Origin of the sequence: Natronomonas sp. (genome assembly GCF_047616845.1) — an archaeon.
GTDB lineage: Archaea > Halobacteriota > Halobacteria > Halobacteriales > Haloarculaceae > Natronomonas.
Window position 1 is genome coordinate 28,266 of record NZ_JBLGBY010000011.1, and the last position, 24,821, is coordinate 53,086.

Genomic DNA, 24,821 nt, shown 5'->3' on the forward strand with positions numbered 1-24,821 from the left:
GCTATTCTTCCCGGTAGACGGGCCAGCGAACACCGAGTGTGGGGAGACGCCAGCGGAGTTCGACGGCCAGCCAGCCGACCCCGGTCACGAGACCGATGGCGACGGCGAGGAATTCGAGGCGGCCCATCCACGTCGGGCCGACGTAGAGCGCGGCGTTGACGACGCGTGACGGGATGACAGCGTGGACGACCGCCGCCAGTGGTGCGAGCGGTTCGATGCCCGCCTCATCGGTCGTCGTCGTTTCCGCCGTCCGAGATTCGAGGCCGAGTGAGCGGGCACTCTCGCCGCCGGCGCTTTCCGGGCCGGTGCCGAGTCGCTCGACATCGTACGGGTGGGTCATCGGCACGTCCCAGACGATGTCGCCTGTCGCGTCGATCTCGATGATGCGCTTGCCGTGGGTGTCGGCGACGAGCGTGTTGCCGTTCGGCAGTCGGTCGGCATCGCGGGGCCACTGCATGCGCTCGTCCGACCACTGCCAGGTTCGCTCCCATCCGCCGTCGACGCGCTGGAACTCCTGTACGCGGCCGTTCTCGGAATCGGCGACGACGACGGCGGGGCCACCACGTATCTCGGGGATGTAATCCGGGTTGTGCTGTTCGAACAGCGTCTCGTAATCGTCCTCGGAACCGAGCGTCCACTCCTCGATGACGCCCGTCTCGCGGTCGAGGAAGACGACCTGGTCTTGGTTCCGGAGGCTGACCATCACCCGACCGTCATCGAGCAGCTCGATGTCGTTGATGTGGGCCCAGTCTCTCGGGTACGGCCCGCCGCCGGTCACGGGATAGGCGGCTTGGGCGTCCCAGAGCCACTCGACGATTCCCGTTTCGGTGTCGACGATGAACACCTGGTCGTCGATGATGTCGGCGATGAGCAGGTGGTTTTCGTCGACGCGTTCGGCGTCGTGCCACTCGGCGGCGAGCTCCGAATCGTCATATCGGGCGTACAGTTCCGTCACCTCGCCGGTCGAGAGGTTCGCCCGCTCGACGACGTTGCGGGTACAGGGTGGGTCACTGCACGTCGGCCCGCTGCTGTGAATGGTGTCCGTCGCCGTGTACCCGACGGTCATCGATGTGCCGGCGACCGGATCGACGTCGAAGTATTTGGTGTGGCTGTCGTTGTAATAGTAGACACTCCCGTTCGGCGCGTACGCGATGAGCGTGCCCGCACGGGCGGATTCGGTGACGACGGTGACGTTATCGGTTGGCGGCGCGTCGGGGACGTCCGCCTCCGTCTGCGTCGAAAGGCCCGTGAACGCCGCGTGGCCGAGCGTCAGCGCGACGAGCGCGAGCACGATGACGACACCGATCCGGATGCGGGTTCTGGTCGCGACTGTGGCTCGCAGTCGTGACATACAGTATGGTCAAACTGCCTTCACAAAAGACTCCTGCCCTTCGCCGAATTAGAGTGCCGCTGCCGCTTCGCTTTCCTGGTCGCCCGCCGTCATGTACATCGATTTGCGGGCGTCCATGAGATACACTGCCTCCTCGACGGCGCCGGCGTCTTCCAGTTTTCGGAGTGCGTGCCGAACCGTCCGCTGCGGGAGGCGTGATTCCGTCGCCAGTTCCGATTGGGTCAGCCGGCCCTCGTACTCCAGCGTCTTGTAGACGAGTTTGGCGCTGGGTGGGAGCGACGCAACTCGCGATTCTGTATCACTCATACTCCCAACGACGGGTGGGGTTCGCTTAACTGCCTGTCGGTCTGGTACGCAGCGCACATAACCAGTGGAAACCATTATGTATTCTCAAGAATACTTTCTCGTATGGCCCGGGAGACCGACCAGATCGGGGTATCCAGATGTATCGACTGCGGTTTCGAGGCCACCAGCGCGTCCCCGAGATGGGTTCGGATGGAGGCGGCCTCGGGTGCGTCCGTCCTCCGGTGCCCGGAGTGTGACAGTACGAGCGTTCGACCGAATCCTAACGATTAGGCTGATTTGCGGGGTCGAGCGCCGTCGAGATGTCGGGGAACAGCACGTCGAGATTCGGGTCTTCGCTTATCAGCTCGAATGCGTGGCCGTCTCGGCGCACGATGTCGGCTTCCGCGAGGTGTTCGAGGTGGGCGAACGCCTCGCCGGGGCCGTGCAAGATGTGAATGTAGGAAAGCGAGCCGAATAGCTCGGCGCTCACCTCCCAGGGTGTTGCCGGCCCCTTCTCGAGCACCGACAGGACGCGCTCCGTGCGCTCTCGGTGGTGGACGATAATGTCGGCGGCACGACCCGGTGGGTCGATTATCGGGCCTCGATGGCCGGGCCAGGCGCGCGTGTAGCCGCGCTCGACGACGTTCGAAAGCGTGTCGAGATACTTCGCCAGCGCGCCCTCGACGCGCGTGTCAGCGCCGCCGACGTTCGGGGTGTAGTAGGGCAGGAGCGCATCGCCGCTGAACACCTCCTCGCCGTCGCGGCCGTCGAAGGCAAAGCCCGCCAGTCCGGCCGCGTGGCCGGGCATGTGGACGGCCTCCAGTTCGACGCTGCCGAGATCGAACGTCTCGCCGCCCTCGAAGGTTGTCACCTCCGGTGGGTCACCGTCGATACCTGCGGTACCGTCGAGGAAGGAGAGCAGCTCCTCCTGTTTGTCCTCGGGCATCCCCCACTCGTCGATGGCACGTCTGAGGCGGTCTTCAGAGGCATCCATGGCCTCGGGCCGTTGCTCGACTACGGGCGCATCGTCGACGTGGACGAACACCTCACAGCCGCTTTCAGCCTGTATATCGCCGGCGAGGCCGGTGTGGTCGGCGTGGTGATGGGTAAGGAAGATTCGGTCGATGTCGGCGAACTCGAGATCGTAACGGTCGAGGCCTGCTCGCAGTTGCCGTTCGGTCTCTTCGACGGCGACGCCGGTGTCGACGAGCGTCGTCTCGGCGTCCGCCTCCAGCCCGAGGAGGTAACTGTTGTTGTTCCCCTCGAACGCGCGGTTACCGAGCGAGATGATGCCGAGTTCGAAATCGAGTCCTGGGTCGCTCGTGGAGTCGGCCATACCCCCGGCGACGCCCGGCGAGAGGATGAGCGTGTCGCCGTCGGACAGCGTCACGTCGTCACGGTCGTCCATCAGCGGCTCGCCGTTCAGCGACACTGTAACGTGCGAGCGCAGGTCGCCGTTCGAGCGGAACAGAAGCGAATGCAGTTTCTCGTAGTCGTCCGTGAGCGCCCTGAGCGCCTCGGCGATGGTCGTCCCCGCTTCGAACTCCCGGACGCTCGTCTTCTCGTCGACGGCGTCCCGAAGGGTCGCATAGAACTGGAACTCGACGCGCATACCACTGTTCGACGCCGCGGCAGTCAAAACCTTTCGCACCCCGGCACCGCAGTCATACTGCCGGACGTAATTAATTGAACTGTAGAGCTGCTCAACCGACCTGTACTGGGGCAGAGAGGACATTTACTCAAACATGACTTTACGAACGTACGTCCGGCAGTATCAGGAATCCGTTCAGACGCCGGCGCCGGTCGGCGCCTCGCCTTCGAACTGCGGTGTCGGGTCGAGGCCCAACTCCTCCAGAGCGGCCTGCATGTGTTCGTCGTCGACGAAGCCAGCGCCCGCGTCGACGCGGTTCTCGTGGGCCAAAGCGAGCACCTCGCCGCGGCGCTCGTCGGGGATGTCGTACTTCTCGACGACCAACTCCACGATGAGTCCACCGGGGTCTTGGGTGTACAGCGAGTGGAAGGCGCCGCGGTCGAACTCGTTGAAGCCGTATCCGGCCGCGTTCAGCGCTTGCTTGGTATCTTCGAACTCCTCGGGCGCAATCGAGAAGGCGAGATGGTGGACGTTGCCGGGGCCTCGCTGGGGCCGCGTGATCTGGTTTTCTTTCGTGAAGAAGGTGAGAATCCGGCCGTCGCCGGTGTCGAAGAACAGATGCGTCAGTTCGGGCTGGTCGAGGTTCGGCTGTTCGAGCACGAGAGACATTCCGAGCAGGTCGCGATAGAACGCGATGGTGCTCGAAGAATCGCCACCCATGACTGTCATGTGGTCGGTACCGATGGTGTGAACGGGGCTGTCGGGCGCCTCCGCAGTGACCTCGTTTTCGGGGGTATGTTCCATGCCTGCTGTACGGCCTGGAATCACAAGTAAACTGGCCTAACCAATGTTATGCCGTGCCGCGAGATAACCTAACAATTATAATCCGTCGTTCGGATTTCCGTGCGTGACTCTCATCAGCACGCCCGAAGACCGGTTCGAGGACGTTCCGAACTACGATTACCCGCACGAGAAAGTGCCCGTCACCGACGACGGCGCCGAGATGGCCTACGTCGATGTCGAACAACGTGGCAGCGGCCACGCTGACGAAACGTTCCTTCTCATGCACGGCGAACCGACCTGGGGCTTCCTCTATCGGAAGATGATTCCCGAACTCTCGGAGTACGGCCGGGTCATCGTCCCGGACATGCTCGGGCTGGGTCGGTCGGACAAGTACACCGACCAGGACGCCTACAGCTTCGACCTCCACTACAACAGCTTCGAGACGCTCCTGTTCGACGAACTCGACCTCGAAGATGTCACGCTCGTCTGCCAGGACTGGGGTGGCATCCTCGGGCTGGCGCTTGCGGGCCACAACCCCGACCGATTCGCCCGTATCGTTGCGATGAACACCGGGGTTCCCGACGGGACGCAGGAAATGTCCGACGCCTGGCATGAGTTCGCCGATTTCGTCGAGAACGTCGAGGAACTGCCTATCGACATGCTCATCGAGAACGCGACGCTTACTGACCTCGACGACGAGGTTCTCGCCGCCTACGAGGCGCCGTTCCCGACCGAGGAGTCGAAAGCTTGCGCCCGCGTGCTGCCCTTCCTCATCCCACACTCACCTGACGACGAGGGCGCCGACACGATGCAAGCGGCCAAAGAGCGACTCAGCGAGTGGCAGAAGCCGGCGTTCGTGCTGTTCTCCGACTCCGACCCGATTACGAAAAACGCCCGCGACCCGCTCCGTGAGCTGATTCCGACGGCGAAAGACCAGCCCGACACCTGGATTGAGGGTGCGATGCACTTCCTGCAGGAGGACAAAGGCGAAGAAATCGGCAAGGAAATCGCGGCGTTCGTCGAGCGGACGTCCTAACCGACCGTCGTCGCGACGCCTTTCGTCTGCCGATAATCGCTATCCAGAAGTGCGTTCAGCCGCCGGACGAGTGTCTGGCTTTCTTCGAGGCACCACTCGCTTGGCTCCCGGACTGGAACGACCAGAAAGCCTCGGCCACGAACGTCCGTCGCGTGGAGCGCGGCGGCGTCTGTCGGGAGCTTCCGAGCCTGCGTCGTGAACGTTTCGAGGACGTACGACAGCGCGTCGTCACCCACCGGAAGCAGGATGTGGGCGTTTATCGCCCGAATCTCGGCGTCGACGTACCGTTCGAGGTCGGCAGGGTCGCCCGGTGACAGCCGGAGATAGGAGAGATAGCAGTTCGAAAGCGTCGGCGCGTCGCTGTATGCGTCGGCTGCGAAGTCGGTCTCGTGGAGAACGCCCTGCAGCTGTTCGCCAGCGGTCGAGTCGGTGAACGGGACGCCAGTATCGGTGCCGCCATGCGTCTCGGCATCGGCGCCGACGACGTGGAAATCCGCATTCGCGTCGCCGTAGCCGTACACCGCAGGCTCCCCGGGCGCACGCATGCCGAAGGGGTTCGACACTCTGTCCGTCGCTCGCTTCACGGCTACGCTATGCGATACGAATATAAAAGCCGGATGGCGGAACTTACTCCTCGACGACTTCGATGGCGCCTTTCATCCCCTGCGATTTGTGGGGTTCACAGAAGTACAGTTGGATACCAGTGTTGTCGAAGGACTGTTGGAACGTATTGCCCGCCTCCATGACGGGGTCGCCACTTTTGAAGTCCGACTCCGACTCCTCTGCGGAGGCGACGTTGTGAGAACCGCCCTCGCCGGTCCATTCCCAGACGACGGTCGTACTCGAGGAGATACGGATTGCCGCCGGGTCGAACGCGAGTCCGTTGCCGGCGCCGACCATCACAGTCACCTCATCTTCGCCCGTGTGGTCTTCGATGGAGCCGTCGTATTCGTTTGCGCCCGAGAGATAATCGTCGATCTTCTGGGGAACGTCCTCACCGCCCCCGCCATCGCCTCCACCATTGCCGCCATCACCGCCTGTACACCCGGCTAACATACCGGTGGCTATCGCGGCACCTGTGCCCTGAACGAAGCGGCGTCGACTGAACTCGCTCATACAGGCATATCATTGGAATCGACACCACATAAATCGGTTTGAAGTGTGTGAACAGGAGTGTAGGAGCGGCGGTAGCCGATCCACGGATCGAGGGGCCGTCTCAGGGCTGGCGCTGCCCGATGACGACGTTGATACTGCCGGACGTACGTTCGTCAAGACAGTTCGAGTAGATGGCCTTTCTGCCCCAGCACAGACCGGATGAGCAGCTCTACAGTGGAATCAGTTACGTCCGGCAGTATGAGGTCTTCCGTGTCGGGCACAGCTTGCCACACCTGCTGGTCGTTGGCAGCGCCGATGTCTCCAGTTACCTCGGCCGGCCCGAGCGTGTACACGGTGCCCGTCGGTGCCTCGTCGATTTCGACGAAGACAGTTCGGGTATCCTCGCCGTTCACCGGTTCGTTGGACTCGACTATTCGTCGCCGAACAGCCCGCTCAGTCGCTCACGAACGCCGTCGCTGCGGTTCGCCAGGACGCCCGCAACGCCAACCGTGGAACTGCCCAACGCGAGACTCGTCGACTGGCCGATGACGTAGTTCGTGTCGGTCGTTTCGGCGAGTGTGTGCCAGGTGTCGCCGCCATCGTCGCTGACCTTAACGGGCCCGAGCTGGTGGGCGCCGGTCTCGCTGCCGACGCTGGCGAAGTACCGGAGCGTGTCACCACCGCTGACCGGCTCGCTGAACTGAATGTATTGGGAGCCGCCTGCTTCGACGGTATCGTACTCGTCGCCTTCGATAGCGTTCCAGCTCTCGGGGAGGCGGTCACGAACGAGCACGTCCCGGTCGCTAAACGCGACATCGAGGCTGACGCGGTCGGTCTGGCCGCCGGTGAAGAGGCTGCCGTCGTCGCTGCGGTTGATGCCCACGACCGGGTCGGCACCGCCGACCGGGATATCGTCATGGATGATGGCGTGGACGCCCTGATTGATGTCGGAGGCGAAGGTGACGCCGTTGGATTCGCTTGCGCCCCACACGAACGGCGTAATGTAGTTGAGCCCCTCGATGCGGGACTCCTTCGGCGTCCCGTAGGTCGGGCGGGCGTAGCCCCGTCGTCGAAGCCGCCAGTCGGTTGTGTTGTGTTCGTCGGCAGCGCCCGAGAGGCCGTTCCCGTCCGTGTCTCCGTCAGGTTCGGTGAAGCGGGCGTCGGCACCGACGAGTCCGTCCTGCTTGCCCGTCTTGACTTCCAAATACTGGATGCCGCCACCGTAGTGGGCCTGGTGAACCCAGAACTCCTCCGTGCCGTTCTTCGGGTCGACGTGTCGCGCGAAATCGGAGTTGTGCGGCGACAGCGAGAAGTCGTACGGGCCGAACTCGACGGCGTTGTCGTCGTTCGGATACTGGTATTCGTTCTGCCACTCCCACAACGCGAGTTCACCCATCTGGACGACGCCGTTGTCGTCCCGTGGAACCGAATCGAATCTCGGGTCGTCATCGAACAGACCGTCGGCGTCGACGAGGTACACTCTGCCCGTGTGCGTATCGGACTCGGAGATCTCCTGGCTGGTGACGACGACGCGCTTGCCGCCGACGAGCGTCGGTGCCGGCGAGGCGAAGTGAGACGAGCCCATCTCGAAGTGCCCGAGTGCTTCGAGGTTCTCGGGGTCGGAGGCGTCGAGCGCCCACAGTCCGCGATCCCAGTAAGCGAGATACACGACCGGCGTTCCGGTTCGGGGGTCGTCCTGCACTTCCATGTCGTGGATGTAGGCGTATTCGGTGCTGACCTCTCCCTGACGGTTGTTGGTCTCGAAGTGCCAGCGGTTGACTAACTCCAGGACACCTGTCGCTCGGTCGAAGCGGAGGACGTACATCCCATCCCCGACGCCGACGAGGTTGCCGGAGTCCTGAATCGCGAAGACGTACTCCTCGCCGTTGATTCGGTGGTGGTAGGCGTTGTGTGAGCCAGTCCCTTCCAGACTGAACGTGCCCACCGTCTTTGGGTTCGCTTTGTCGCTGACGTCAACCGCGAGGATGCCGGCGGCCTGCGCGTTGGCCGACTCGTCGTCGGTGTTCGGCGTCGGGTCAGCAACCTCGGCGCGCGTCGGGTCGTCGGAGTTCGTGTTCGGGAGCCCGCCGAAGAGCGCGGTGTACGGCTGCGTCGAGATGAAGACGTACTCGCCGTCGTCGGACACCTTCACGTCCATCATCGCGGTGGCGGTGTTGTTGTTCCGGAGGAACGAGATGACCGACAACTCCGCGCTCTTGAGATCCTCGCGCGTCTCGGCGCGGTTGTAATCGGAGATATCGAGAATCGCCATTCCACGGCCGGGCGTCGGCGAGTCCGACGAGAAGATGGTGACGTACGCGTAATCGCCGTGCGTCGTGATCTCCGTGAGCCCGCCGTAGTGGGGGTCTTGGGCCTCGGCTTCCCGATTTCGGTTCGGCGCGCCGGCGGATCCAAGCGCGTGGTAGCCGACGACCGCGGCGTTTTGCCCCTCACCGCGGGTGTCTTCGTCCGCTGATGTCCAGCTATTCGTGCCCGCCGGGCCGCTCTCTTCGCCCCACTTGTGGGCGCTCGCAGAGCCCATCGCGCTCACACCGAGGGCGCCTGCGGCGCCCTTCAGCACCGCACGTCGCGTCGCATCGTTGAGATTGGAGTCAGTCATGTCTTGGCAAGTAAAAGCAAGACCAGCAAAAGGCGATTCTGACAAAACCATCCAATCGACTCGTGGATTCCAGCCGGTAGAGCGAATTTGTGTAACTACACCACGATTTTCTGCCTGAGTTGCCTCTGACCCGGATTTCTTTGGTGGTCAACACCACACACCGATAATGACGGTCTGGGTGCTCGGCGACCAGCTCGTTCGTCAACGGGGCCCGCTCGCTCGCGCCGACTCTGACGAACGCGTCCTCATGGTCGAATCGCGCGCGTTCGCACGCCGGAAACCGTACCATCCGCACAAACTGACGCTCCTGTTCAGCGCAATGCGGCAGTTTCGTGATGCGCTACGCGAGGCCAGCCATCCGGTCGAATACTACACCGCCGAGACGTTCGCCGAGGGCTTAGACGAGCATTTCGAGGCCCACCCTGGCGACGAACTGATGGCGATGCGCCCGGCCAGCCGCGGGGCCGCCAACCGACTCCGAGGGCTGGTAACCGAACGGGGCGGCGAACTCGAGTTCGCCCGCAACGAGACGTTCCTCTGCTCGCCCGACGAGTTCGACGAGTGGGCCGACGGCGACCCACCGTACCGACACGAGAACTTCTACCGGTACATGCGCCGCCGGACGGGGTATCTGATGGCCGACGGCGAAGACAGCCCGGTCGGCGGTGAGTGGAACTACGACGAGGAGAACCGCGAATTTCCGGGCGGCGACTACGACCCGCCAGAGCCGCCGCGGTTCGACCCCGACGAAACGACAACAGCGGTACGCGAGTGGGTGCACGAGGAGTTCGCCGACACCGTCGGCTGGGCCGACCCCGAGCCGTTCTTCTGGCCGGTCAGCCGCGAGCAGGCGCTGGCCGCGCTGGACAATTTCATCGACCACCGGCTGCCCTCGTTCGGGCCGTATCAGGACGCCATGCTCGAATCCGAGTGGGCGATGAACCACGCCCTCCTCTCACCGTGTCTCAATCTCGGCTTGCTCCGGCCAACCGAGGTCATCGAGGCGGCTATCGACGCCTTCCACGAGCGCGACCTGCCCGTCGCGAGCGTCGAGGGGTTCGTCCGGCAGGTGCTCGGCTGGCGGGAGTTCGTCCGCCACGCCTACCGGCGTGAGCCCGGGATGGCCGAGGCCAACCAACTCGACGCCGCCCACGACCTCCCGGAGTTCTTCTGGGACGGCGAGGTCGAGATGGCCTGCATGGACGACGTCATCGAGGGCGTCCGAAAACGCGGCTACTCCCATCACATCGAGCGTCTGATGGTGCTTTCGAACTTCGCGACGACGTACGGCATCGAACCGAAGCAGCTCAACGAGTGGTTCCACGCCGCCTACGTCGACGCCTACCACTGGGTGACGACGCCGAACGTCGTCGGCATGGGCACGTTCGGCACCGACACGCTCTCGACGAAGCCGTACGCGGCCTCCGCGAACTACGTCGACCGGATGAGCGACCACTGCGCGGGCTGTCCGTACGACGAGGACGCGACGACCGGCGCGGAGGCCTGCCCGTTCAACACGCTCTACTGGGATTTCCTGGGGCGCAACGAAGACCAGCTCCGGTCGAATCATCGCATGGGGCTGGTCTACTCACACTGGGACGACAAAGACGACGAGGAGCGGGCAGCGATTCGCGAGCGAGCCGAGGAAATCCGGAGATTAGCCGAAGACGGAGATCTCTGACGTCTCGGTTTCTCGTTTCTCTCCCGTCCGTCGCGGCAGCCTCTGCTCGCGGTTCCTCCGTCACCGCTCGCCTTTTTCGTGCCGCTCCCTGCGGTCGCGGCATGCCCGGCGCGAACGCTTTTGACCCACGCCGACCAACCCCCGATTGAAATGAGTCTGGAAGACGCTGCCGAGGAGCTCGCCTCCGACCTCGGTGTTGACAAAGAGGAGGTCAAAGACGACCTGGAGAAACTCGTCTCGTACTCGGTGCCGATGGACGAGGCGAAACAGAGCCTGCGGCGGAAATACGGCGACTCCGGCGGCGGTGGTGGCGGCGGCGAACCACCGAAGACGGACATCGCCGACATCGAGCCCGACATGGGCAACGTCACCGTCACCGCACGCGTCCTGACGGTCGGCAAACGCTCCATCAGATACGAGGGTGACGACCAGGTCATCTTCGAGGGTGAACTCGCCGACGAGACGGGGACGATATCCTACACCGCGTGGACGGATTTCTCGCTGTCGGCCGGTGACACCATCACCGCGGGCAACGCGGGCGTCCGCGAATGGGAGGGCGACCCCGAACTCAATCTCGGAGAGTCGACGACCGTGACGCTGCACGACGAACCGCTCGAGGTGCCATACGATGTGGGCGGCGAGCGTGACCTCATCGACCTCCGCCCCGGCGACCGCGGCCGGACGGTCGAGGTGAAGGCGCTCGAAGTCGAGCACAAGACCATCGACGGCCGGGACGGCGAGACGGACATTCTGAGCGGCGTGCTCGGCGACGAGACGGCTCGACTGCCGTTCACTGATTGGGATCCTCACGCGGAACTCGCGGAAGGGGAGTCCGTCCGCCTTAAAGACATCTACGTCCGTGAGTACCGCGGCGTCCCCTCGGTGAACGTCACCGAGTTCTCGACGGTCGAGACGGTTCCGGCGGTCGAGGTCAGCGACTCCGCGACCGAGATGTCCGTCCACGAGGCCGTCGAGGCCGGCGGCGTCTTCGACGCCGAACTCACCGGGAACGTCATCGAAGTGCGCGACGGCTCCGGGCTCATTCAGCGATGCTCAGAGTGTGGCCGCGTCGTCCAGAACGACCAGTGCCGAAGCCACGGCCAGGTCGACCCCGAGGACGACCTGCGCGTGAAGGCCATCCTCGACGACGGCACCGACACCGTCACGGTCGTCCTCGGCCGCGAGCTGACCGAGGAGGTGTACGGCGGCACGCTCAAGGATGCCCTCGAACACGCCCGAGACGCGATGGACCGGGAGGTCGTCGCCGAGGAGATCGCGGCCGATCTTGTCGGCCGGGAGTACCGCGTCCGGGGGGCACTCTCCGTCGACGAGTACGGCGCGAACCTCGATGCGACCGAATTCGAGGCGAGCGAGGGTGACCCCGAGACACGTGCCCACGAACTGCTCGCGGAGGTGGGCCAATGAGCCAATCCGGCCCTGGGCGACGCGAGGTCGCCTACCGGCTTTTCGCCGCCGAGTTCGATGACGCGGAGTTCTCCTACAGCGAGTCCGACGAGGAGCGTGCGCCGAATTACGTCGTCACGCCGACCGGCGCCCGCGTCAATCGGCTGTTCGTCGTCGGCGTCCTGACCGAGGTCGACGACGTCAACCCCGAGATGGTGCGCGGTCGCGTCGTTGACCCGACAGGCGCGTTCGTCACCTACGCCGGGCAGTACCAGCCCGACGAACTCGCTTTCCTCGAACGTGCCGATCCGCCGACGTTCCTGTCGCTCTCGGGGAAAGCCAGGACATTCGAGCCGGACGACGGCGACCAAGTGTTCACCTCCATCCGGCCGGAGTCGGTCAGCGAGGTCGACGTAGACACGCGCGACCGCTGGGTCGTCACGACGGCCGAGCGGACGCTCGAACGCATCGGCATCATGGCGTCGGCCATCGAAGCCGGCCTCGCGGGCGACCAGCTCCGGGCGGCGCTCGAAGAGGAAGGCGTCGACGAACGCCTTGCCGACGGCGTTGCGCTCGCTTTGGAGTATTACGGCACGACACCCGCGTATCTCCACGCCCTCCGTCAGACGGCGCTGGACGCGGCCCGGGTCGTCGCTGGCGACAAGGAGGAGGCCGGACAACTGGAGGTCGCCCCCGGCGAAGGCGGCGGGCCGGAGCGGACGGCCGACGCCAGCGAACTCGCGACGCTCGACCTCTCCGGTGCGCCCTCCCCTGAAACAGCGGCGGCAGCCGCCGAGAAAACCGAGGCCACCGAAGCCGAAACGGAGGCTGAACCCTCCGCTGCTGAAGCGGAGACAGTGGGCGTCGAAGCCGATACTGAAGCGGAGACAGAGGCCGCAGTCGAGACGGAAACAGAGCCTGAAACCGAATCGGAAGCCGAACCGGAGACGGTGTCGACCGACGCTGGCGATGAATCCGAACCGACCGACATCGAGGAGTCAGAGGTCGAAGAGCCTGGCCCGGAGCCGGAACCGGTCGCGGAGCCCGAAGAGGAAGCCGCACCAGAGCCCGGTGAGGTCACGGCCAGTGAGGACGAACTCGAGGACTTCGAACCCGGCGAGTTCGAACTCGACGAGGAGGAGCGCCGCGAGGTCGAAGAGGAGTACGGCACGGAGTTTTCGACCGCCGGCGAAGTCGAGGAGGCAGGCATCGAGACACCCGAGCCGGAGATCGACGAGGAGGGCGAACCCGGGCCCGAACCGCCGGGGGCTGAAGCGGAAGGGGAAACAGAACCCGAAACGAAAGCGGAAGCCGAGACGGAAGAAACAGAACTGGAAGCGGAGCCAGCAGCCGGCGAGGTCGACCTCGAAGACGCCGTGATGGAGACGATGGAGTCGCTCAGCGATGACGACGGTGCCGACCGCGAGGAGTTGGTTTCCGCGGTCGTCGAGGAGCACGGCGTCGCCGCCGAAGCGGTCGACGATGCCATCCAGGACGCGTTGATGAGCGGCCGGTGTTACGAGCCCTCCGACGGCGTCCTAAAATCCATCTGAATGCTCGAACCGGTGCCCGGCGAGCCGGCCGCGATTGCGGACTGCGGTTCCGAGCGCGCGCTCGTCGTCGCCGACTACCACGCTGGACTCGAAGTCGGCCTCCGTCGAGACGGCGTCGAAATCGCCAGTCACGGCGCCGAGCGTCGCGAGAAGCTCCTCCGATTGCTCGCCGATTCGGGCGCCGATCGGCTCGTCTTTCTCGGCGACATCGGTAACGGCATCGGCGAACCGACCGGCGAGGAGCGCCGGGAACTGGAGACGCTGCTGTCGGCTGTCACCGAGCGCGTTCCCGTCACGGTGACGAAAGGCAACCACGACGGCGACATTGAGGCGGTCACTGACCGCTTCGACGCCGTCGAGGTGGTCGATGGCTCCGGCACGCGAATCGGCCGGGTGGGTTTCTGTCACGGCCACACCTGGCCCGAAGAAGAGGTCGTCGCGGCGCCGACCGTCTGTACGGCGCACGAGCATCCACAGGTGCGTCTGGAAGACGAGGTCGGTGGCAGCCGCACCGAACGCGTCTGGCTCCGGGGTGCTGTCAGCGCGGAGGGGTTCTCGGAGTACGACCCCGACCGACTCGGCGACAGGATGGTCGTCTGCCCGGCGTTCAACGACCTCTCCGGTGGGACGTACGTCAACGAATCCGACGACTTTCTCTCGCCGTTCCTCCCCGACGGGCTCTCGGAGGGTGAGGCGTACCTGCTCGATGGGACGCGACTCGGCGATTATCGGCAGGTGTGAAACCCGTCAAAAAAGCGGACGATACTCCGATACCGGGTGCATCCCCAACAGAGTGAATGACGCCATGTATTCACAAATGCGCACTGCGGGAGATTGACGGGGATTTATGAGTGTGGAATGGTATCACATGGAGCGGTCTGCTTAATCCGTTCGCGCCCGAAACACGGGCAATGAGTGACGGCCGGGTCGCCGGAATGGACGCCTTCTCGCATCTCCATCCTGACGTGCGGGCGGCGCTGTCCGAGCGCGGGTTCAGCACGCCGACGGAGCCACAGCGTAAGGCAATCCCACCGCTTGCGGCCGGCGAGCACGGTCTCGTCGTTGCGCCCACGGGCTCGGGCAAGACCGAGACAGCAATGTTGCCCGTCCTTTCGGCCATCCGCGAACGCGACCACCGCCACGGCATCCAGGCGCTGTACGTCACGCCACTTCGCGCCCTGAACCGCGACATGCGCGAGCGGCTCGACTGGTGGGGTGAGACGCTCGATATCGAGATCGGCGTTCGCCACGGCGACACGACGGATTACGAGCGGGGCAAGCAGGCCGACAACCCCCCGGACGTGCTGGTGACGACGCCCGAGACGCTGCAGGCGATGTTCACCGGCAAGAAACTTCGACGGGCGCTCGAAGATATCGACCACGTCGTCATCGACGAGGTGCACGAACTCGCCGCCTCGAAGCGCGGCGCACAGCTCACCATCGGGCTCGAACACCTCCGGGAGCACGCCGGGTCGTTCCAGTGCATCGGCCTTTCAGCGACCGTCGGCGACCCCGACGAAGTGGGTCGGTTCCTGACTGGAAACCGCGGGTGCAGCGTTATCGAGGTCGAGGCCGGCTCGAACATCGACGTCCGGGTGTGGGAACCCGAGATTCGGACGGAGGACGAACAGGCCGCCGGCGAACTGATGACCGAAGCGGCCATCGCGAGCCACGTCCGCGCCATCGACGAACTCGTTTCCGAGCACGATTCGACGCTCGTGTTCGTCAACACCCGGCAGACAGCCGAGGGGCTCGGGTCGCGGCTGAAAACCTACGGCACCGACGTCGGTATCCACCACGGCTCGCTGTCGAAATCCGCCCGCATCGACGTCGAAGACCGATTCAAAGATGGCGAAATCGATGCGCTGCTGTGTACCTCCTCGATGGAACTCGGCATCGACGTGGGGCGAATCGACCACGTCGTCCAGTATTCCAGCCCGCGTGAAGTGCGGCGACTGCTCCAGCGCGTGGGCCGGGCGGGCCACCGCCGCGACGAAACCTCGTCGGGCACCGTCATCACGACGCGGCCCGACGATACATTCGAGGCGCTCGCCATCGTCGACCGGGCCGAGCGTGGCGAGGTCGAGGAAGCGGGCATTCACCACGCCAGCCTCGATACGGTCGCAAACCAGATTCCGGGGTTGCTTATGGGCTTCGGCGACATCTCGGCTGCCCGCGCGTACGACATCGTGACGCGGGCCTACCCGTTCCGCGACCTTCCGGAGTCGGATTTCAAGGCTATCGTTCGCCAGCTCTCGGAGAACCGCGTGCTGTGGCTCGAGGAGGGCGATGACCGCCTCGAGAAATCCAGCGGAACGTGGCAGTATTTCTATGCGAACCTCTCGATGATTCCGGACGAGGCCAACTACACGGTCAAGGACATGGCCTCGGGCCGCACTGTCGGGACGCTCGCGGAGCGGTTCGTCGTCACCTTCGCCCAACAGGGCGAGACGTTCATCCAGCGCGGCGAGATGTGGCGCATCACGGAAATCGACGACGAAGAAGAGGAGGTGCTCGTCACGCCTATCGAAGACCCCACAGGGGAGGTGCCCTCGTGGGTCGGCCAGGAGATTCCAGTCCCGTACGACGTCGCCCAGCACGTCGGCCGAACCCGCGCCGAGGCGAGCGAACGGTTCGATGAAGGGCGCGAGGCCGACCGGGGGGAGGCCTCGGACGGTGCGAACGGGGAGCGTGAGCGACCCGTGAGCCGGGAGCTGGTCGCTCGCGGGCTCGCCGACCGCTTCCCGACAGACGAACACACCGCGAGCGAAGCGCTCGACCCGATAGAGCGCCACGAAGCAGCGATGCCAGCGGACGACCGCATCGTCGTTGAGGGATACGGCCGCGAAATCGTCATCAACGCCACCTTCGGCCACACGGTCAACGAGACGCTCGGACGCCTGCTGTCGGCGCTCATCGGCCAGCGCACCGGCACCTCGGTTGCGATGGAGGCCGACCCCTACCGCATCGAACTCGAAGTCCCGAGCGGGACGACCATCGGTGACGTTGTCAAGGTGTTCGAGGGGACCGACCCCGACCACGTTGCCGGCCTCATCGAGTTGAGCCTCAAGAACTCCGATTCGTTGAAGTTCACGCTTGCGCAGGTCGCCGCAAAGTTCGGCGCCCTCAAACGCTGGAAAGGGAAGGGATCGAGCCAGAACCGCTTCGGCAAAGACCGCCTGCTGAAGGCGCTCGAAGACACGCCAATCTACGATGAGGCGATACGGGTCGTCCTCCACGAGCAACTGGATGCCGAGGGCGCAAGCGACGTACTCAGGCGGGTTCAGGCCGGCGACATCGAACTCGCGACCGTCGGCGACCGGACGCCGCTAGGGCAGGGCGGCCGTTCCTCAGGGCGGGAACTCCTCTCGCCAGAGAACGCCGACGCGTCCGTCATCGAGACCGTCAAAGAGCGGATTCAGGACGACCGCATCCTGCTGGCGTGTCTGCACTGCACGGAGTGGGATCGACGCCAACAGGTCAAACGCGTCGACGACACCCCCGAGTGCCCGAAATGCGGGTCGACCCGCGTGGCCGCCCTGAACCCCTGGGCCGACGAGGTGCTGGAGGCGGTTCGGGCCAACGAGAAGGACGACGAACAAGAGAAGATGACCGAACGGGCGTACAAGGCCGCAAGCCTCGTCCAGAGCCACGGCAAGGAAGCCGTTATCGCGCTCGCTGCCCGCGGTGTGGGCCCGCGAAACGCCGCCTACATCATCAACAATCACCGCGAGAACGAGGAGGATTTCTACCGGGACATCCTCACACGCGAGCGCCAGTACGCGAAGACGAAGTCCTTCTGGGACTGACGCCCGTCAGTTACGGCTCAGTCTCCAGCGCCGCGTCGATGTGCCGCTCCTCGATGACGATTTCGTCGGCCCGCTTCGCCGCCTCTTCGGGGCCGAGGTCGGCCGCCGATTCCCGAATGGCCTGCATCGACGCGCTTCGCACGAGCGATTCCAGTTGCGCGCCGGAGAGCCCCTCCGTCCGTGCAGCCAGTTCGTCCAGGCCGACATCCGTTCCGAGCGGCTTGCCGCGGGTGTGTACCGCGAGGATTTCACGACGCGCTGCCTCGTCGGGGTCGGGTACCTCGACGTGGCTTTCCAGGCGGCCAGGCCGGAGGAGCGCGGGGTCGAGGGCTTCCATCCGGTTCGTCGCCGCCAAGACGACGAGGTTCGGGTTCTCGGCCAGCCCGTCCAATTCAGTCAACAGCTGGGAGACGACTCGCTCGGAGGCGTCGCTGGATTCGCCACGCACGCCGGCGACGGCGTCGATTTCGTCGAAGAAAACGATAGCCGGTGCGGCCTGTCGCGCGCGGTCGAACACCTCACGGACGGCTTTCTCGCTCTCGCCGACGTACTTATCGAGGAGTTCCGGCCCGGCGACGCTGACGAAATTCACGTCACTCTCGCCGGCGAGCGCGCGGGCGAGAAGCGTCTTGCCGGTGCCCGGGGGGCCGTACAGAAGCACCCCTGTCGGCGGTTCGGTGTTCGTCTCCTCGAAGAGGGCGCCGTAGGAGAGCGGCCACTCGACGGCCTCGGTGAGCACCTGCTTCGGCTCGTCGAGGCCGCCGACGTCGTCGAAGGTGGTGTGCGGCGTTTCGGCGACGTACTCCCGCATCGCGGAGGGGTCGACGGCCGCCAGGGCGGCCTCGAAATCCGCACGCGTGACGAGCAGTTCCTCGCGCTCCTCACGTTCGCGGAGGGCACGCATGGCCGCCTCGGTGACGAGCGAGTGGATGTCGGCGCCGACGAAGCCGTGCGTGCGGGCAGCCAGATAATCCAGTTCCACATCGTCGGAAAGCGGCATCCCACGGGCGTGGACGGCGAGGATTTCGCGGCGGCCCGTCTCGTCGGGCGCGCCGATCTCGATTTCGCGGTCGAAGCGGCCGCCGCGGCGGAGCGCGGGGTCGATGACGTCGACTCGGTTCGTCGCCCCGATGACGATGACCTGGCCGCGGGATTCCAGGCCGTCCATAAGCGTCAGCAGTTGGGCGACGACGCGGTTCTCCATGTCGGCGTCCTCGTCGCGGGTGCCGGCGATGGAGTCGATTTCGTCGATGAACACGACTGCCGGTGCGTTCTCGACGGCGCGTTCGAACGTCTCTCGGAGTTTCTCCTCGCTTTCACCCTTATATTTCGAGACGATTTCGGGGCCGTCGATGACCTCGAAGTGGGCGTCGACCTCGTTCGCGACGGCTTTCGCGATGAGCGTCTTGCCGGTGCCGGGCGGGCCGTAGAGCAGCACGCCGGAGGGTGGGTCGATGCCGAGTTTCCGGAACAGCTCGGGTTCGGAAAGCGGGAGTTCGATCATCTCCCGCACCTGTTCGAGTTCCTCGTCGAGGCCGCCGATGTCCTCGTAGGTCGCATCGGCCGTCGGTTCCGGGGTGGGCGCTTTTTCGCCCTCGTCACCGGTCGTGCCGGATTCGTCGGTCACGTCCGCTGATCCCGTATATCGAATCGAATCGGACGTTTCACGCACTCGTACCGTCGTTCGGCCGGTGACGCGAACGGTTCCGTCCGGCGTCGTCGAGGCGACGGTCGCCTGCACGCCGGGGCGTTCGAGTCGCACCCGCTCGCCAGACTGCAGCGGTCTGTCACGGAGGTCGTCGGTGATTGCCTCCAGCAGCTCTTCGTCGGCGTTGACGGGCACCTCGATGACCACCTCGTCGGCTTCCGCCACCGAAATCGGCTGGACGGTCACCGTCTCGCCGATGTTGACCGCGGCGTTGGCACGGGTCTCGGCATCGATTCGGATGACGCCGTCACCGTCGCTTGCGGGCCAGACTTTCGCGACGGTCGGATGCTCACCCTCGATGACGACGGTGTCGCCGCTGAGAACGCCCAGCGCACGGCGTGCGGATTCGGGGAGCCGAGCAACACCCCGCCCCGCGTCTTGCTTTTCGGCCCCCTTTACGGTGAGCGTGACCCGCTTATCCATGTGCGGCCTTGGGGTCGCCTCCCGCTTTACGGTTCCGCCGTCCCCGGAACTGCGCCCGATTCGGAGAAACGCCTTTACGTATTCATTGTGCATTGTCAACTATGGTCGCAACCACAGAGCGCGACGGGTCGACGTGGTACGAATGTGAGAAATGCGGCTTGCTGTTCGACGACCGCTCGGATGCGAAACAACACGAGAAGAACTGCGACGCCGAAGACCCGAGCTATATTCAGTAGGCGCGGTTCGCGCTGACGGCGCGGCTTCTGCCGTCCGCGACAGTTCCGTGGTGCGCCTACGCCAGCCGTTCGCGGTGTTCCGTAGCCAGCTGCTCGGCGTGCTCGCGGTTCTGGGCCGTCTTCCAGCGCACCTGCTCGCCGTCGCCGTAGGCCAGCGCCTCCTTGATGTGATCGCGCAGCGGGCCGTGGTCGATGCCGATGACGTTGCCCTCGCTATCACCGAGTTCGTAGATACCATAGCGATCTGGCACCTTCCCGACTGTCGACCGTTCGAGCGGTTCCCACGCTTTCCTCAGCGGCATCAGGAGTCCTCCTCGTCCGGCGTTTCGTTGACGATCTCGTAGGAGGCTTCGCCCATCTCGTCTTCCGCGAAGACGAACACCCGGCCGCGGGCCGCTTCGGGATCGGCCGAGACCTCCACGCGGTAGCCGTGGTTCTCCGCGTCGACGCCCGGGAACAGCGAGGTCTCCTCGTCGCGTTCGATGATGACCCGCCCCACGCCCGTTGATTCGAGGATCTCGTCGTGGGTGCTTCGGTCGTTGACGTACACCATCACGCCTTCCTCCTCGTCAGGGGAGGTGACGAGGACGTGGGCGTCTTTGCCGGGGCCGCAGGTGACGGAGCCCTCACGCGTTGCGGGCACGCCGTGGTAGAACACCGACCGGTCGTCGAGATACTCCACTTCGACGCCCTCCGGTTCGAGCGAAATCTGAAGCGTCTCCGGGGCGATGTCGCTTCGCTGGCTCATTGGCGGTCGTTGGGTGGGCGACGGCAAAAGGAAGGCGATTGCCGATTGCGGTTACCGCGCCCACTTGTGCGTTCCAGCGCCGAGAATCGTATCACACTCCGGGCAGACGTACTGGAACATCCGTGAGCCCTGTTCGAGTTGGATGGTGCCCTCCTCGTCCATCGGGACGTTGTCGTCCTCGAAGGACTCCGGTGGGATGAGTTCGGCTCGCACCGTGATTTCGGCGTCGCAGTACGGACAGGTTCCCATATTCAGATGAGTTCTCGGCGCGACGGTAAATGGCTACTGGCGGCTGTGAGACTGCAGACGGCGGATACTCGTCGAACATCGAGTCAGCCACCGAGAGCGGCCCGAAAGCTGCGACGAGTGTCAGTTCCAGGGCGCGGCGTCGGGGTCGACGACGCGTTCGGTCTCCTCGACGCCGTCGAGTCGCTCTCGCGCCTCGTCGGTGAACTCGACGGTTCGGGCCGCGAAGTTCTCCTGGATGTGGTCGCCCCTGGCTTTCGGAATCGGGACGATATCGTGGTCGAGATGCCATGCGAGCACGGTCTGGGCAGGGGTCGCATCGAGTTGCGTGGCGACTGCCTGCACCGTCGGATGCGCGAGCAGCTCGCCCTGCGCCAGCGGCGAGTAGGCGACGAGTCGGTGGCCAGTTCCGCGAGCGATATCACGCAGTTCGGTCTGTGGCAATATCGGATGGCACTCGACCTGGTGGGCGGCGATGGGGGCATCGAGTATCTCCTGGGCCTCCCGGAGCAGGTCGGGCGTGAAATTGCTGACACCGACGTTGCGGGTCAGGCCTCGCTCGTGGAGTTCGTCAAAGGCTGGCAGCGTCGCCATGGCGTCGTAGGCGCGAATCGGCCAGTGGACGTACAGCAGGTCGACCTGGCCGACGCCGAGGCGGCCGAGGCTCTCCTCGGCCGTTCCGATGACGTCCTCAGGCGCGAGTGAGTCGGGATGCACCTTCGTCGCGAGGAACACGTCATCACGGTCGACACCGCTGTCGGCGAGGGCTTCGCCAACCTTGGCCTCGTTGTCGTACATCTGTGCGGTGTCGATGTGGCGATAGCCAACGTCGAGTGCGTCGGTGACGGCGTCGACGCATTCGTCGCCTTCCAGTCCGGAGGTACCGAACCCCGGCGCCGGAATCTCCGGTCGTGTCATATCCGGATCGACGAGCGCGACAACCAACTGTTTTGGCGTGTTTGGAAGCGCCTATCCCGTCCGCCGGCGTCGGTGCGGGCATGAGCGACCTCTCGGCTCACCACGTCGGCCTGACCGTCTCGGAACTCGACCGCGCCGTGCAGTTCTATCGTGACGACCTCGGCTTCGATGTCGTTTCCCGGTTCGAGGTCGCCGGAGAGGAATTTTCGACCGCCGTCGACGTGGAAGGGGCATCGGGACGCTTCGCGCATCTCGATGCCAGTGGCATCCGTCTCGAGCTTGTCGAGTACGACCCGTCGGGCGAGGAGACCACTGCGGCGCTCAATCAGCCCGGCGCCTGCCACGTCGCCTTCGGCGTCGATGATGTCGGCGCCTTCGTCGAGGGGCTTCCGGAGAGCGTGGAACGCCAGAGCGAACCGCAGACCACCGCCAGCGGGACGCAGCTGGTGTTTCTCCGCGACCCCGACGGCAATCGCATCGAGATACTGGAGGCGTAGCGGGCGGTTGCGCTAACCGCCACCGCTTTGTAGCCGCCACGGCGAGGGAAACGTGATGGAAGGTCGCGCAGTCGCTCCGGCAGCGGGCACCGTACTGAACGCCCTCGCGAACGGCTACGGCTCGGCGTTCGCTATCGATGCCTACACCGAGGCGACCGTCGAACTGGACGCCACCGGCGATGTGGACGGCACCATCGCCGAGGCTGCCGACGCGGACACACGGCTCATCGAACGCTGTGTCGAACTCGTCACCGAACGGTTCGGCGACGGCGAGGGCGGCCACGTCCGCACCGAGAGCGAGGTGCCGATGGCGTCCGGGCTCAAATCCTCGAGCGCTGCGGCGAACGCGACGGTACTGGCAACGCTCGATGCGCTCGGTGCCGAAAGCGAGATCGACCGCGAGGATGCCTGCCGATTCGGTGTCGAAGCTGCCCGTGACGTCGGTGTGACCGTCACCGGCGCCTTCGACGACGCCTCCGCGTCCATGCTCGGCGGCGTGACCGTCACGGACAACACCGAGGACGAACTCCTGCGGCGCGACGAACCCGACTGGGACGTGCTCGTCTACACCCCCGATGAACAGGCCTTCTCGGCCGATGCCGACGTGTCGCGCTGTGAGCGCATCGCGCCGATGGCCGACGTGGTCTACGACCTCGCGATGGACGGCAACTACGAGCAGGCGATGTGCGTCAACGGCTTCGCCTTCTGTGCGGCGCTCGACTATCCGACCGAGCCACTCATCGAAGCGCTGCCCGACCTCGCCGTCTCGCTTTCGGGGACGGGCCCGAGCTACACCGCCGTCGGTGACGGAGAGACACTCGAGCGATTGGCTGATACGTGGAACGAACGAACAGGAAACATATGGCTGACAACGACACAACGGGCGGGAGCGGAGACGAAATGAGTGGTGAGAACGGCGTCGCGGATTTCGGCGACCCAGCCGAGATGGATCTCGACGAACTCCGCAAGGAGATACGAACCATCGACCGCGAGATCGTCGAACTCATCGCCCAGCGAACCTACGTCGCCGAAAGCATCGCCGCCGTCAAACGCGAGAAAGGGCTGCCGACGACCGACGAATCCCAGGAGGAAGCGGTTATGGAACGGGCCGGCGAGAACGCCGAACAGTTCGATGTCGACGCGAACCTCGTGAAAGCTATTTTCCGGCTCCTCATCGAGTTGAACAAAATTTCCCAGCGTGATAAGCGGTAACACACACCATCGGTTCGATGGTGGTCTCAGCGTCTCTACAGTCGAAGACGCAACTGTCACATCTTCATACAACCCTCTTTTTCACGCTGTATAGGGCTGATTAGCTGGTCGAGCGAATTTGCGAAGATGGCGAAACAGCCCTCTCTGGATTCTGTTAGGAGGTGCCGTGCATGATGCAAGGCGTGAAGATCTGGGAAGAACACCGCCCGGACAATCCGAGATATACAGGTCTGAGGCTACCCGAGTTCTGGGAAACACACCTCACACGGTTCTAACCCGAGGTCGCCATTCTCGACGAGCTTCTCCAGTCGGTTCCGGCTGACCTCGGTCCACTCGCCGAATGGAAGCGGGATGTCGGGGTCGCACTGCTCTGGGTGGCGGTGCACCATTTGCAGGGATCTTTTCACTCGCATGATCCATTCCAGCTTAGCCTCGCCCCTCACTTAAGAGTGAGCACGAGCCCTGATATCGTATTCGTGATTGGCCAAACGGTCGTTGATACCTATATCCTCTATATTGACCGATATGCATCTCGCTGTTCAGGGGAATCCGCCGTAGATTGGCGACTGATATCTTACTGCGCTGATCTGCGCGAACCGTTCGTCTCGGTCAAATCGTGCGATAGCCCGATAGTAACCGACTCGCAGCGACTGCCGTGGTTTCACCCGGTCAATACCTGGCGATTCTGGCCTCGCTTCGTTCCGCTCACGAGGGGCTGTATCTGCCAGCGAAACAAACTTGGTAACACGAACGTAATACATCCGTATGGCCGGAGCGACTACAGACAACAACGGCGAGGACGAAATCGTCACGGTGAACTTCAAAGTCACTCAGTCGTTCCTCGACGAGATAGACGGGACGTGGCAGGGACGTGGCTTCAACAGTCGGAGTGAGTTCATCAGGTATACGCTGCGCGATGCAATCGAGTTCCCGACGTTCGACCGCGACGAACTCGTGGCGCTTCTCGAAGCGGAAGAGGATATCCGCGAGGGGCGAACCATGAGTGCCGAAGACGCCCGTCAGAAGTTCGGAACGGACGGCGATGAGTGACGATGAATGGACGTGGGAACTGATACCGACTGCGCAAAACGACCTCGCCGCGCTTGACCCTCACGAACAAGGCCGAATTCTGGACAAACTCGACGAAATCGTCGATTCCCCATGGCGCGACCCACCCGATTACGGCGAACCACTTCAGAACAGTCCACGGAAGAAAGTGCGTGTTGGAGAGTTCCGTCTCGCCGTGACGTTCCGTCAGAATGAACAGGCGCATAGTGGTTGCTCGAATCAAGCTCCATCGTGGTGCGTACACCGCCGACGATGACTGATACTGCCGGACGTAATTAATTGAACTGTAGAGCTGCTCAACCGACCTGTACTGGGGCAGAGAGGACATTTACTCAAACATGACTTTACGAACGTACGTCCGGCAGTATGATTGTACTCCAAGGAAAGCGACAAAGTAGGCGAAATCTGTAACACCAGTTTGAGACCTAAACAAGGTGGAACAGCGGGAGAGCAGATAAGGCTCAAAACACAGGTATTAGGCACTCTATCTTCCAAGGAGGGGTTTGAAAATTGTTTCTGAGGGATTCTTCGCGTTCAGTCGGAGTCGATGAGCAACC

At 64.1% G+C, this 24,821-nt stretch carries 24 protein-coding genes and 1 pseudogene; 12 read left to right on the plus strand and 13 right to left on the minus strand.

Features of this window, described 5'->3' with window-relative positions; translation table 11 throughout:
- Window position 1: 1 nt before the first annotated feature.
- The 4 genes from ACI8UR_RS03925 to ACI8UR_RS03940 all read right to left on the minus strand — a co-directional run bounded on the left by ACI8UR_RS03925 (window position 2) and on the right by ACI8UR_RS03940 (window position 4,031).
- Window positions 2-1,351, minus strand: a complete 1,350-nt coding sequence (locus ACI8UR_RS03925; RefSeq protein ID WP_411715677.1) for an aryl-sulfate sulfotransferase — start codon at window positions 1,349-1,351, stop codon at window positions 2-4.
- A 48-nt stretch (window positions 1,352-1,399) separates the two neighbouring features.
- Window positions 1,400-1,657, minus strand: a complete 258-nt coding sequence (locus ACI8UR_RS03930; protein WP_411715678.1) for a winged helix-turn-helix domain-containing protein — start codon at window positions 1,655-1,657, stop codon at window positions 1,400-1,402.
- Window positions 1,658-1,916: 259 nt separating this feature from the next.
- Window positions 1,917-3,248 carry a ubiquitin-like small modifier protein 1 gene (locus ACI8UR_RS03935; RefSeq protein WP_411715679.1) on the minus strand — a complete coding sequence of 444 codons (1,332 nt, stop codon included), beginning with the start codon at window positions 3,246-3,248 and terminating at the stop codon, window positions 1,917-1,919.
- A 174-nt stretch (window positions 3,249-3,422) separates the two neighbouring features.
- Complete coding sequence (locus ACI8UR_RS03940) at window positions 3,423-4,031, minus strand: VOC family protein (protein WP_411715680.1); 609 nt, start codon at window positions 4,029-4,031, stop codon at window positions 3,423-3,425.
- A 103-nt stretch (window positions 4,032-4,134) separates the two neighbouring features.
- On the opposite strand from ACI8UR_RS03940, the gene ACI8UR_RS03945 reads away from it, so the two are divergent.
- The gene (locus ACI8UR_RS03945) at window positions 4,135-5,046 is read left to right on the plus strand and encodes a haloalkane dehalogenase (RefSeq protein ID WP_411715681.1); all 912 of its coding nucleotides are present in this window, start codon (window positions 4,135-4,137) and stop codon (window positions 5,044-5,046) included.
- Here the strand turns inward: ACI8UR_RS03945 and ACI8UR_RS03950 are convergent.
- The 4 genes from ACI8UR_RS03950 to ACI8UR_RS03965 all read right to left on the minus strand — a co-directional run bounded on the left by ACI8UR_RS03950 (window position 5,043) and on the right by ACI8UR_RS03965 (window position 8,761).
- A complete protein-coding gene (locus ACI8UR_RS03950; RefSeq protein WP_411715682.1) occupies window positions 5,043-5,630 on the minus strand; it encodes a uracil-DNA glycosylase family protein in 588 nt (195 codons plus the stop codon). The two genes, ACI8UR_RS03945 and ACI8UR_RS03950, sit on opposite strands and share 4 nt — an antisense overlap.
- Before the next feature lie 43 nt (window positions 5,631-5,673).
- The gene (locus ACI8UR_RS03955; RefSeq protein WP_411715683.1) at window positions 5,674-6,162 is read right to left on the minus strand and encodes a halocyanin domain-containing protein; all 489 of its coding nucleotides are present in this window, start codon (window positions 6,160-6,162) and stop codon (window positions 5,674-5,676) included.
- Between the two features lie 152 nt (window positions 6,163-6,314).
- Window positions 6,315-6,554: a hypothetical protein gene (locus ACI8UR_RS03960; protein ID WP_411715684.1), complete on the minus strand. Its 240-nt coding sequence runs from the start codon at window positions 6,552-6,554 to the stop codon at window positions 6,315-6,317.
- Window positions 6,555-6,571: 17 nt separating this feature from the next.
- Window positions 6,572-8,761 carry a hypothetical protein gene (locus ACI8UR_RS03965; protein WP_415087583.1) on the minus strand — a complete coding sequence of 730 codons (2,190 nt, stop codon included), beginning with the start codon at window positions 8,759-8,761 and terminating at the stop codon, window positions 6,572-6,574.
- Between the two features lie 166 nt (window positions 8,762-8,927).
- On the opposite strand from ACI8UR_RS03965, the gene ACI8UR_RS03970 reads away from it, so the two are divergent.
- The 5 genes from ACI8UR_RS03970 (at window position 8,928) to ACI8UR_RS03990 (ending at window position 17,208) form a co-directional block, all read left to right on the plus strand.
- Window positions 8,928-10,442, plus strand: a complete 1,515-nt coding sequence (locus ACI8UR_RS03970; RefSeq protein WP_411714987.1) for a cryptochrome/photolyase family protein — start codon at window positions 8,928-8,930, stop codon at window positions 10,440-10,442.
- A 150-nt stretch (window positions 10,443-10,592) separates the two neighbouring features.
- Window positions 10,593-11,867, plus strand: coding sequence for a Single-stranded DNA binding protein (locus tag ACI8UR_RS03975; RefSeq protein WP_411714986.1), 1,275 nt, complete (start codon window positions 10,593-10,595; stop codon window positions 11,865-11,867).
- On the plus strand, window positions 11,864-13,399 hold the full coding sequence (locus tag ACI8UR_RS03980) for an RPA family protein (RefSeq protein WP_415087584.1): 1,536 nt from the start codon (window positions 11,864-11,866) through the stop codon (window positions 13,397-13,399). The genes ACI8UR_RS03975 and ACI8UR_RS03980 overlap by 4 nt, the downstream gene beginning before the upstream one ends.
- A complete protein-coding gene (locus ACI8UR_RS03985) occupies window positions 13,400-14,140 on the plus strand; it encodes a metallophosphoesterase (protein WP_411714984.1) in 741 nt (246 codons plus the stop codon).
- A gap of 170 nt (window positions 14,141-14,310) precedes the next feature.
- Window positions 14,311-17,208, plus strand: a complete 2,898-nt coding sequence (locus ACI8UR_RS03990; protein ID WP_411714983.1) for a DEAD/DEAH box helicase — start codon at window positions 14,311-14,313, stop codon at window positions 17,206-17,208.
- 10 nt (window positions 17,209-17,218) lie between these two features.
- Here the strand turns inward: ACI8UR_RS03990 and ACI8UR_RS03995 are convergent, their stop codons facing one another.
- Window positions 17,219-19,339 carry an AAA family ATPase gene (locus ACI8UR_RS03995; RefSeq protein ID WP_411714982.1) on the minus strand — a complete coding sequence of 707 codons (2,121 nt, stop codon included), beginning with the start codon at window positions 19,337-19,339 and terminating at the stop codon, window positions 17,219-17,221.
- A 101-nt stretch (window positions 19,340-19,440) separates the two neighbouring features.
- Between ACI8UR_RS03995 and ACI8UR_RS04000 the strand changes: the two genes are divergently transcribed.
- On the plus strand, window positions 19,441-19,575 hold the full coding sequence (locus ACI8UR_RS04000; protein ID WP_411714981.1) for a hypothetical protein: 135 nt from the start codon (window positions 19,441-19,443) through the stop codon (window positions 19,573-19,575).
- 56 nt (window positions 19,576-19,631) lie between these two features.
- Here the strand turns inward: ACI8UR_RS04000 and ACI8UR_RS04005 are convergent, their stop codons facing one another.
- The 4 genes from ACI8UR_RS04005 to ACI8UR_RS04020 all read right to left on the minus strand — a co-directional run bounded on the left by ACI8UR_RS04005 (window position 19,632) and on the right by ACI8UR_RS04020 (window position 21,487).
- Window positions 19,632-19,877, minus strand: a complete 246-nt coding sequence (locus ACI8UR_RS04005) for a hypothetical protein (protein ID WP_411714980.1) — start codon at window positions 19,875-19,877, stop codon at window positions 19,632-19,634.
- Window positions 19,877-20,323, minus strand: coding sequence for a DUF5796 family protein (locus ACI8UR_RS04010; protein ID WP_411714979.1), 447 nt, complete (start codon window positions 20,321-20,323; stop codon window positions 19,877-19,879). Before ACI8UR_RS04010 ends, ACI8UR_RS04005 begins: the two co-directional genes overlap by 1 nt.
- A gap of 51 nt (window positions 20,324-20,374) precedes the next feature.
- On the minus strand, window positions 20,375-20,572 hold the full coding sequence (locus ACI8UR_RS04015) for a hypothetical protein (protein WP_411714978.1): 198 nt from the start codon (window positions 20,570-20,572) through the stop codon (window positions 20,375-20,377).
- 120 nt (window positions 20,573-20,692) lie between these two features.
- Window positions 20,693-21,487 (minus strand): aldo/keto reductase, encoded by a 795-nt coding sequence (locus tag ACI8UR_RS04020; RefSeq protein WP_411714977.1) that lies wholly within the window; start codon window positions 21,485-21,487, stop codon window positions 20,693-20,695.
- Between the two features lie 80 nt (window positions 21,488-21,567).
- Here ACI8UR_RS04020 and ACI8UR_RS04025 point away from each other — a divergent pair, with 80 nt between their 5' ends.
- The 5 genes and pseudogenes from ACI8UR_RS04025 (at window position 21,568) to ACI8UR_RS04045 (ending at window position 24,524) form a co-directional block, all read left to right on the plus strand.
- Entirely contained in the window at window positions 21,568-21,984 is a 417-nt protein-coding gene (locus ACI8UR_RS04025) for a VOC family protein (RefSeq protein ID WP_411714976.1), read from the plus strand.
- A gap of 55 nt (window positions 21,985-22,039) precedes the next feature.
- On the plus strand, window positions 22,040-22,888 hold the full coding sequence (locus ACI8UR_RS04030; RefSeq protein WP_411714975.1) for a shikimate kinase: 849 nt from the start codon (window positions 22,040-22,042) through the stop codon (window positions 22,886-22,888).
- The gene (locus ACI8UR_RS04035; protein WP_411714989.1) at window positions 22,885-23,196 is read left to right on the plus strand and encodes a chorismate mutase; all 312 of its coding nucleotides are present in this window, start codon (window positions 22,885-22,887) and stop codon (window positions 23,194-23,196) included. The genes ACI8UR_RS04030 and ACI8UR_RS04035 overlap by 4 nt, the downstream gene beginning before the upstream one ends.
- A gap of 765 nt (window positions 23,197-23,961) precedes the next feature.
- Window positions 23,962-24,246: a ribbon-helix-helix domain-containing protein gene (locus ACI8UR_RS04040; protein WP_411715232.1), complete on the plus strand. Its 285-nt coding sequence runs from the start codon at window positions 23,962-23,964 to the stop codon at window positions 24,244-24,246.
- Window positions 24,239-24,524: pseudogene (locus ACI8UR_RS04045) on the plus strand (type II toxin-antitoxin system RelE family toxin). The gene ACI8UR_RS04040 and the pseudogene ACI8UR_RS04045 overlap by 8 nt, the downstream one beginning before the upstream one ends.
- The last annotated feature ends 297 nt before the right edge of the window (window positions 24,525-24,821 follow it).

Bases quoted from the DNA above. Each gene is read 5' to 3' on its own strand.
- ACI8UR_RS03940 (WP_411715680.1), bottom strand. From the start codon at position 4,031: ATGGAACATACCCCCGAAAACGAGGTCACTGCGGAGGCGCCCGACAGC.
- ACI8UR_RS03930 (WP_411715678.1), bottom strand. From the start codon at position 1,657: ATGAGTGATACAGAATCGCGAGTTGCGTCGCTCCCACCCAGCGCCAAA.
- ACI8UR_RS03985 (WP_411714984.1), top strand. From the start codon at position 13,400: ATGCTCGAACCGGTGCCCGGCGAGCCGGCCGCGATTGCGGACTGCGGT.
- ACI8UR_RS04040 (WP_411715232.1), top strand. From the start codon at position 23,962: ATGGCCGGAGCGACTACAGACAACAACGGCGAGGACGAAATCGTCACG.
- ACI8UR_RS04005 (WP_411714980.1), bottom strand. From the start codon at position 19,877: ATGCCGCTGAGGAAAGCGTGGGAACCGCTCGAACGGTCGACAGTCGGG.
- ACI8UR_RS03935 (WP_411715679.1), bottom strand. From the start codon at position 3,248: ATGCGCGTCGAGTTCCAGTTCTATGCGACCCTTCGGGACGCCGTCGAC.
- ACI8UR_RS04025 (WP_411714976.1), top strand. From the start codon at position 21,568: ATGAGCGACCTCTCGGCTCACCACGTCGGCCTGACCGTCTCGGAACTC.
- ACI8UR_RS04000 (WP_411714981.1), top strand. From the start codon at position 19,441: ATGGTCGCAACCACAGAGCGCGACGGGTCGACGTGGTACGAATGTGAG.
- ACI8UR_RS03970 (WP_411714987.1), top strand. From the start codon at position 8,928: ATGACGGTCTGGGTGCTCGGCGACCAGCTCGTTCGTCAACGGGGCCCG.
- ACI8UR_RS04030 (WP_411714975.1), top strand. From the start codon at position 22,040: ATGGAAGGTCGCGCAGTCGCTCCGGCAGCGGGCACCGTACTGAACGCC.
- ACI8UR_RS03925 (WP_411715677.1), bottom strand. From the start codon at position 1,351: ATGTCACGACTGCGAGCCACAGTCGCGACCAGAACCCGCATCCGGATC.
- ACI8UR_RS03990 (WP_411714983.1), top strand. From the start codon at position 14,311: ATGAGTGACGGCCGGGTCGCCGGAATGGACGCCTTCTCGCATCTCCAT.
- ACI8UR_RS03965 (WP_415087583.1), bottom strand. From the start codon at position 8,761: ATGACTGACTCCAATCTCAACGATGCGACGCGACGTGCGGTGCTGAAG.
- ACI8UR_RS03995 (WP_411714982.1), bottom strand. From the start codon at position 19,339: ATGGATAAGCGGGTCACGCTCACCGTAAAGGGGGCCGAAAAGCAAGAC.
- ACI8UR_RS03980 (WP_415087584.1), top strand. From the start codon at position 11,864: ATGAGCCAATCCGGCCCTGGGCGACGCGAGGTCGCCTACCGGCTTTTC.
- ACI8UR_RS04035 (WP_411714989.1), top strand. From the start codon at position 22,885: ATGAGTGGTGAGAACGGCGTCGCGGATTTCGGCGACCCAGCCGAGATG.
- ACI8UR_RS03955 (WP_411715683.1), bottom strand. From the start codon at position 6,162: ATGAGCGAGTTCAGTCGACGCCGCTTCGTTCAGGGCACAGGTGCCGCG.
- ACI8UR_RS03975 (WP_411714986.1), top strand. From the start codon at position 10,593: ATGAGTCTGGAAGACGCTGCCGAGGAGCTCGCCTCCGACCTCGGTGTT.
- ACI8UR_RS04010 (WP_411714979.1), bottom strand. From the start codon at position 20,323: ATGAGCCAGCGAAGCGACATCGCCCCGGAGACGCTTCAGATTTCGCTC.
- ACI8UR_RS04015 (WP_411714978.1), bottom strand. From the start codon at position 20,572: ATGGGAACCTGTCCGTACTGCGACGCCGAAATCACGGTGCGAGCCGAA.
- ACI8UR_RS04020 (WP_411714977.1), bottom strand. From the start codon at position 21,487: ATGACACGACCGGAGATTCCGGCGCCGGGGTTCGGTACCTCCGGACTG.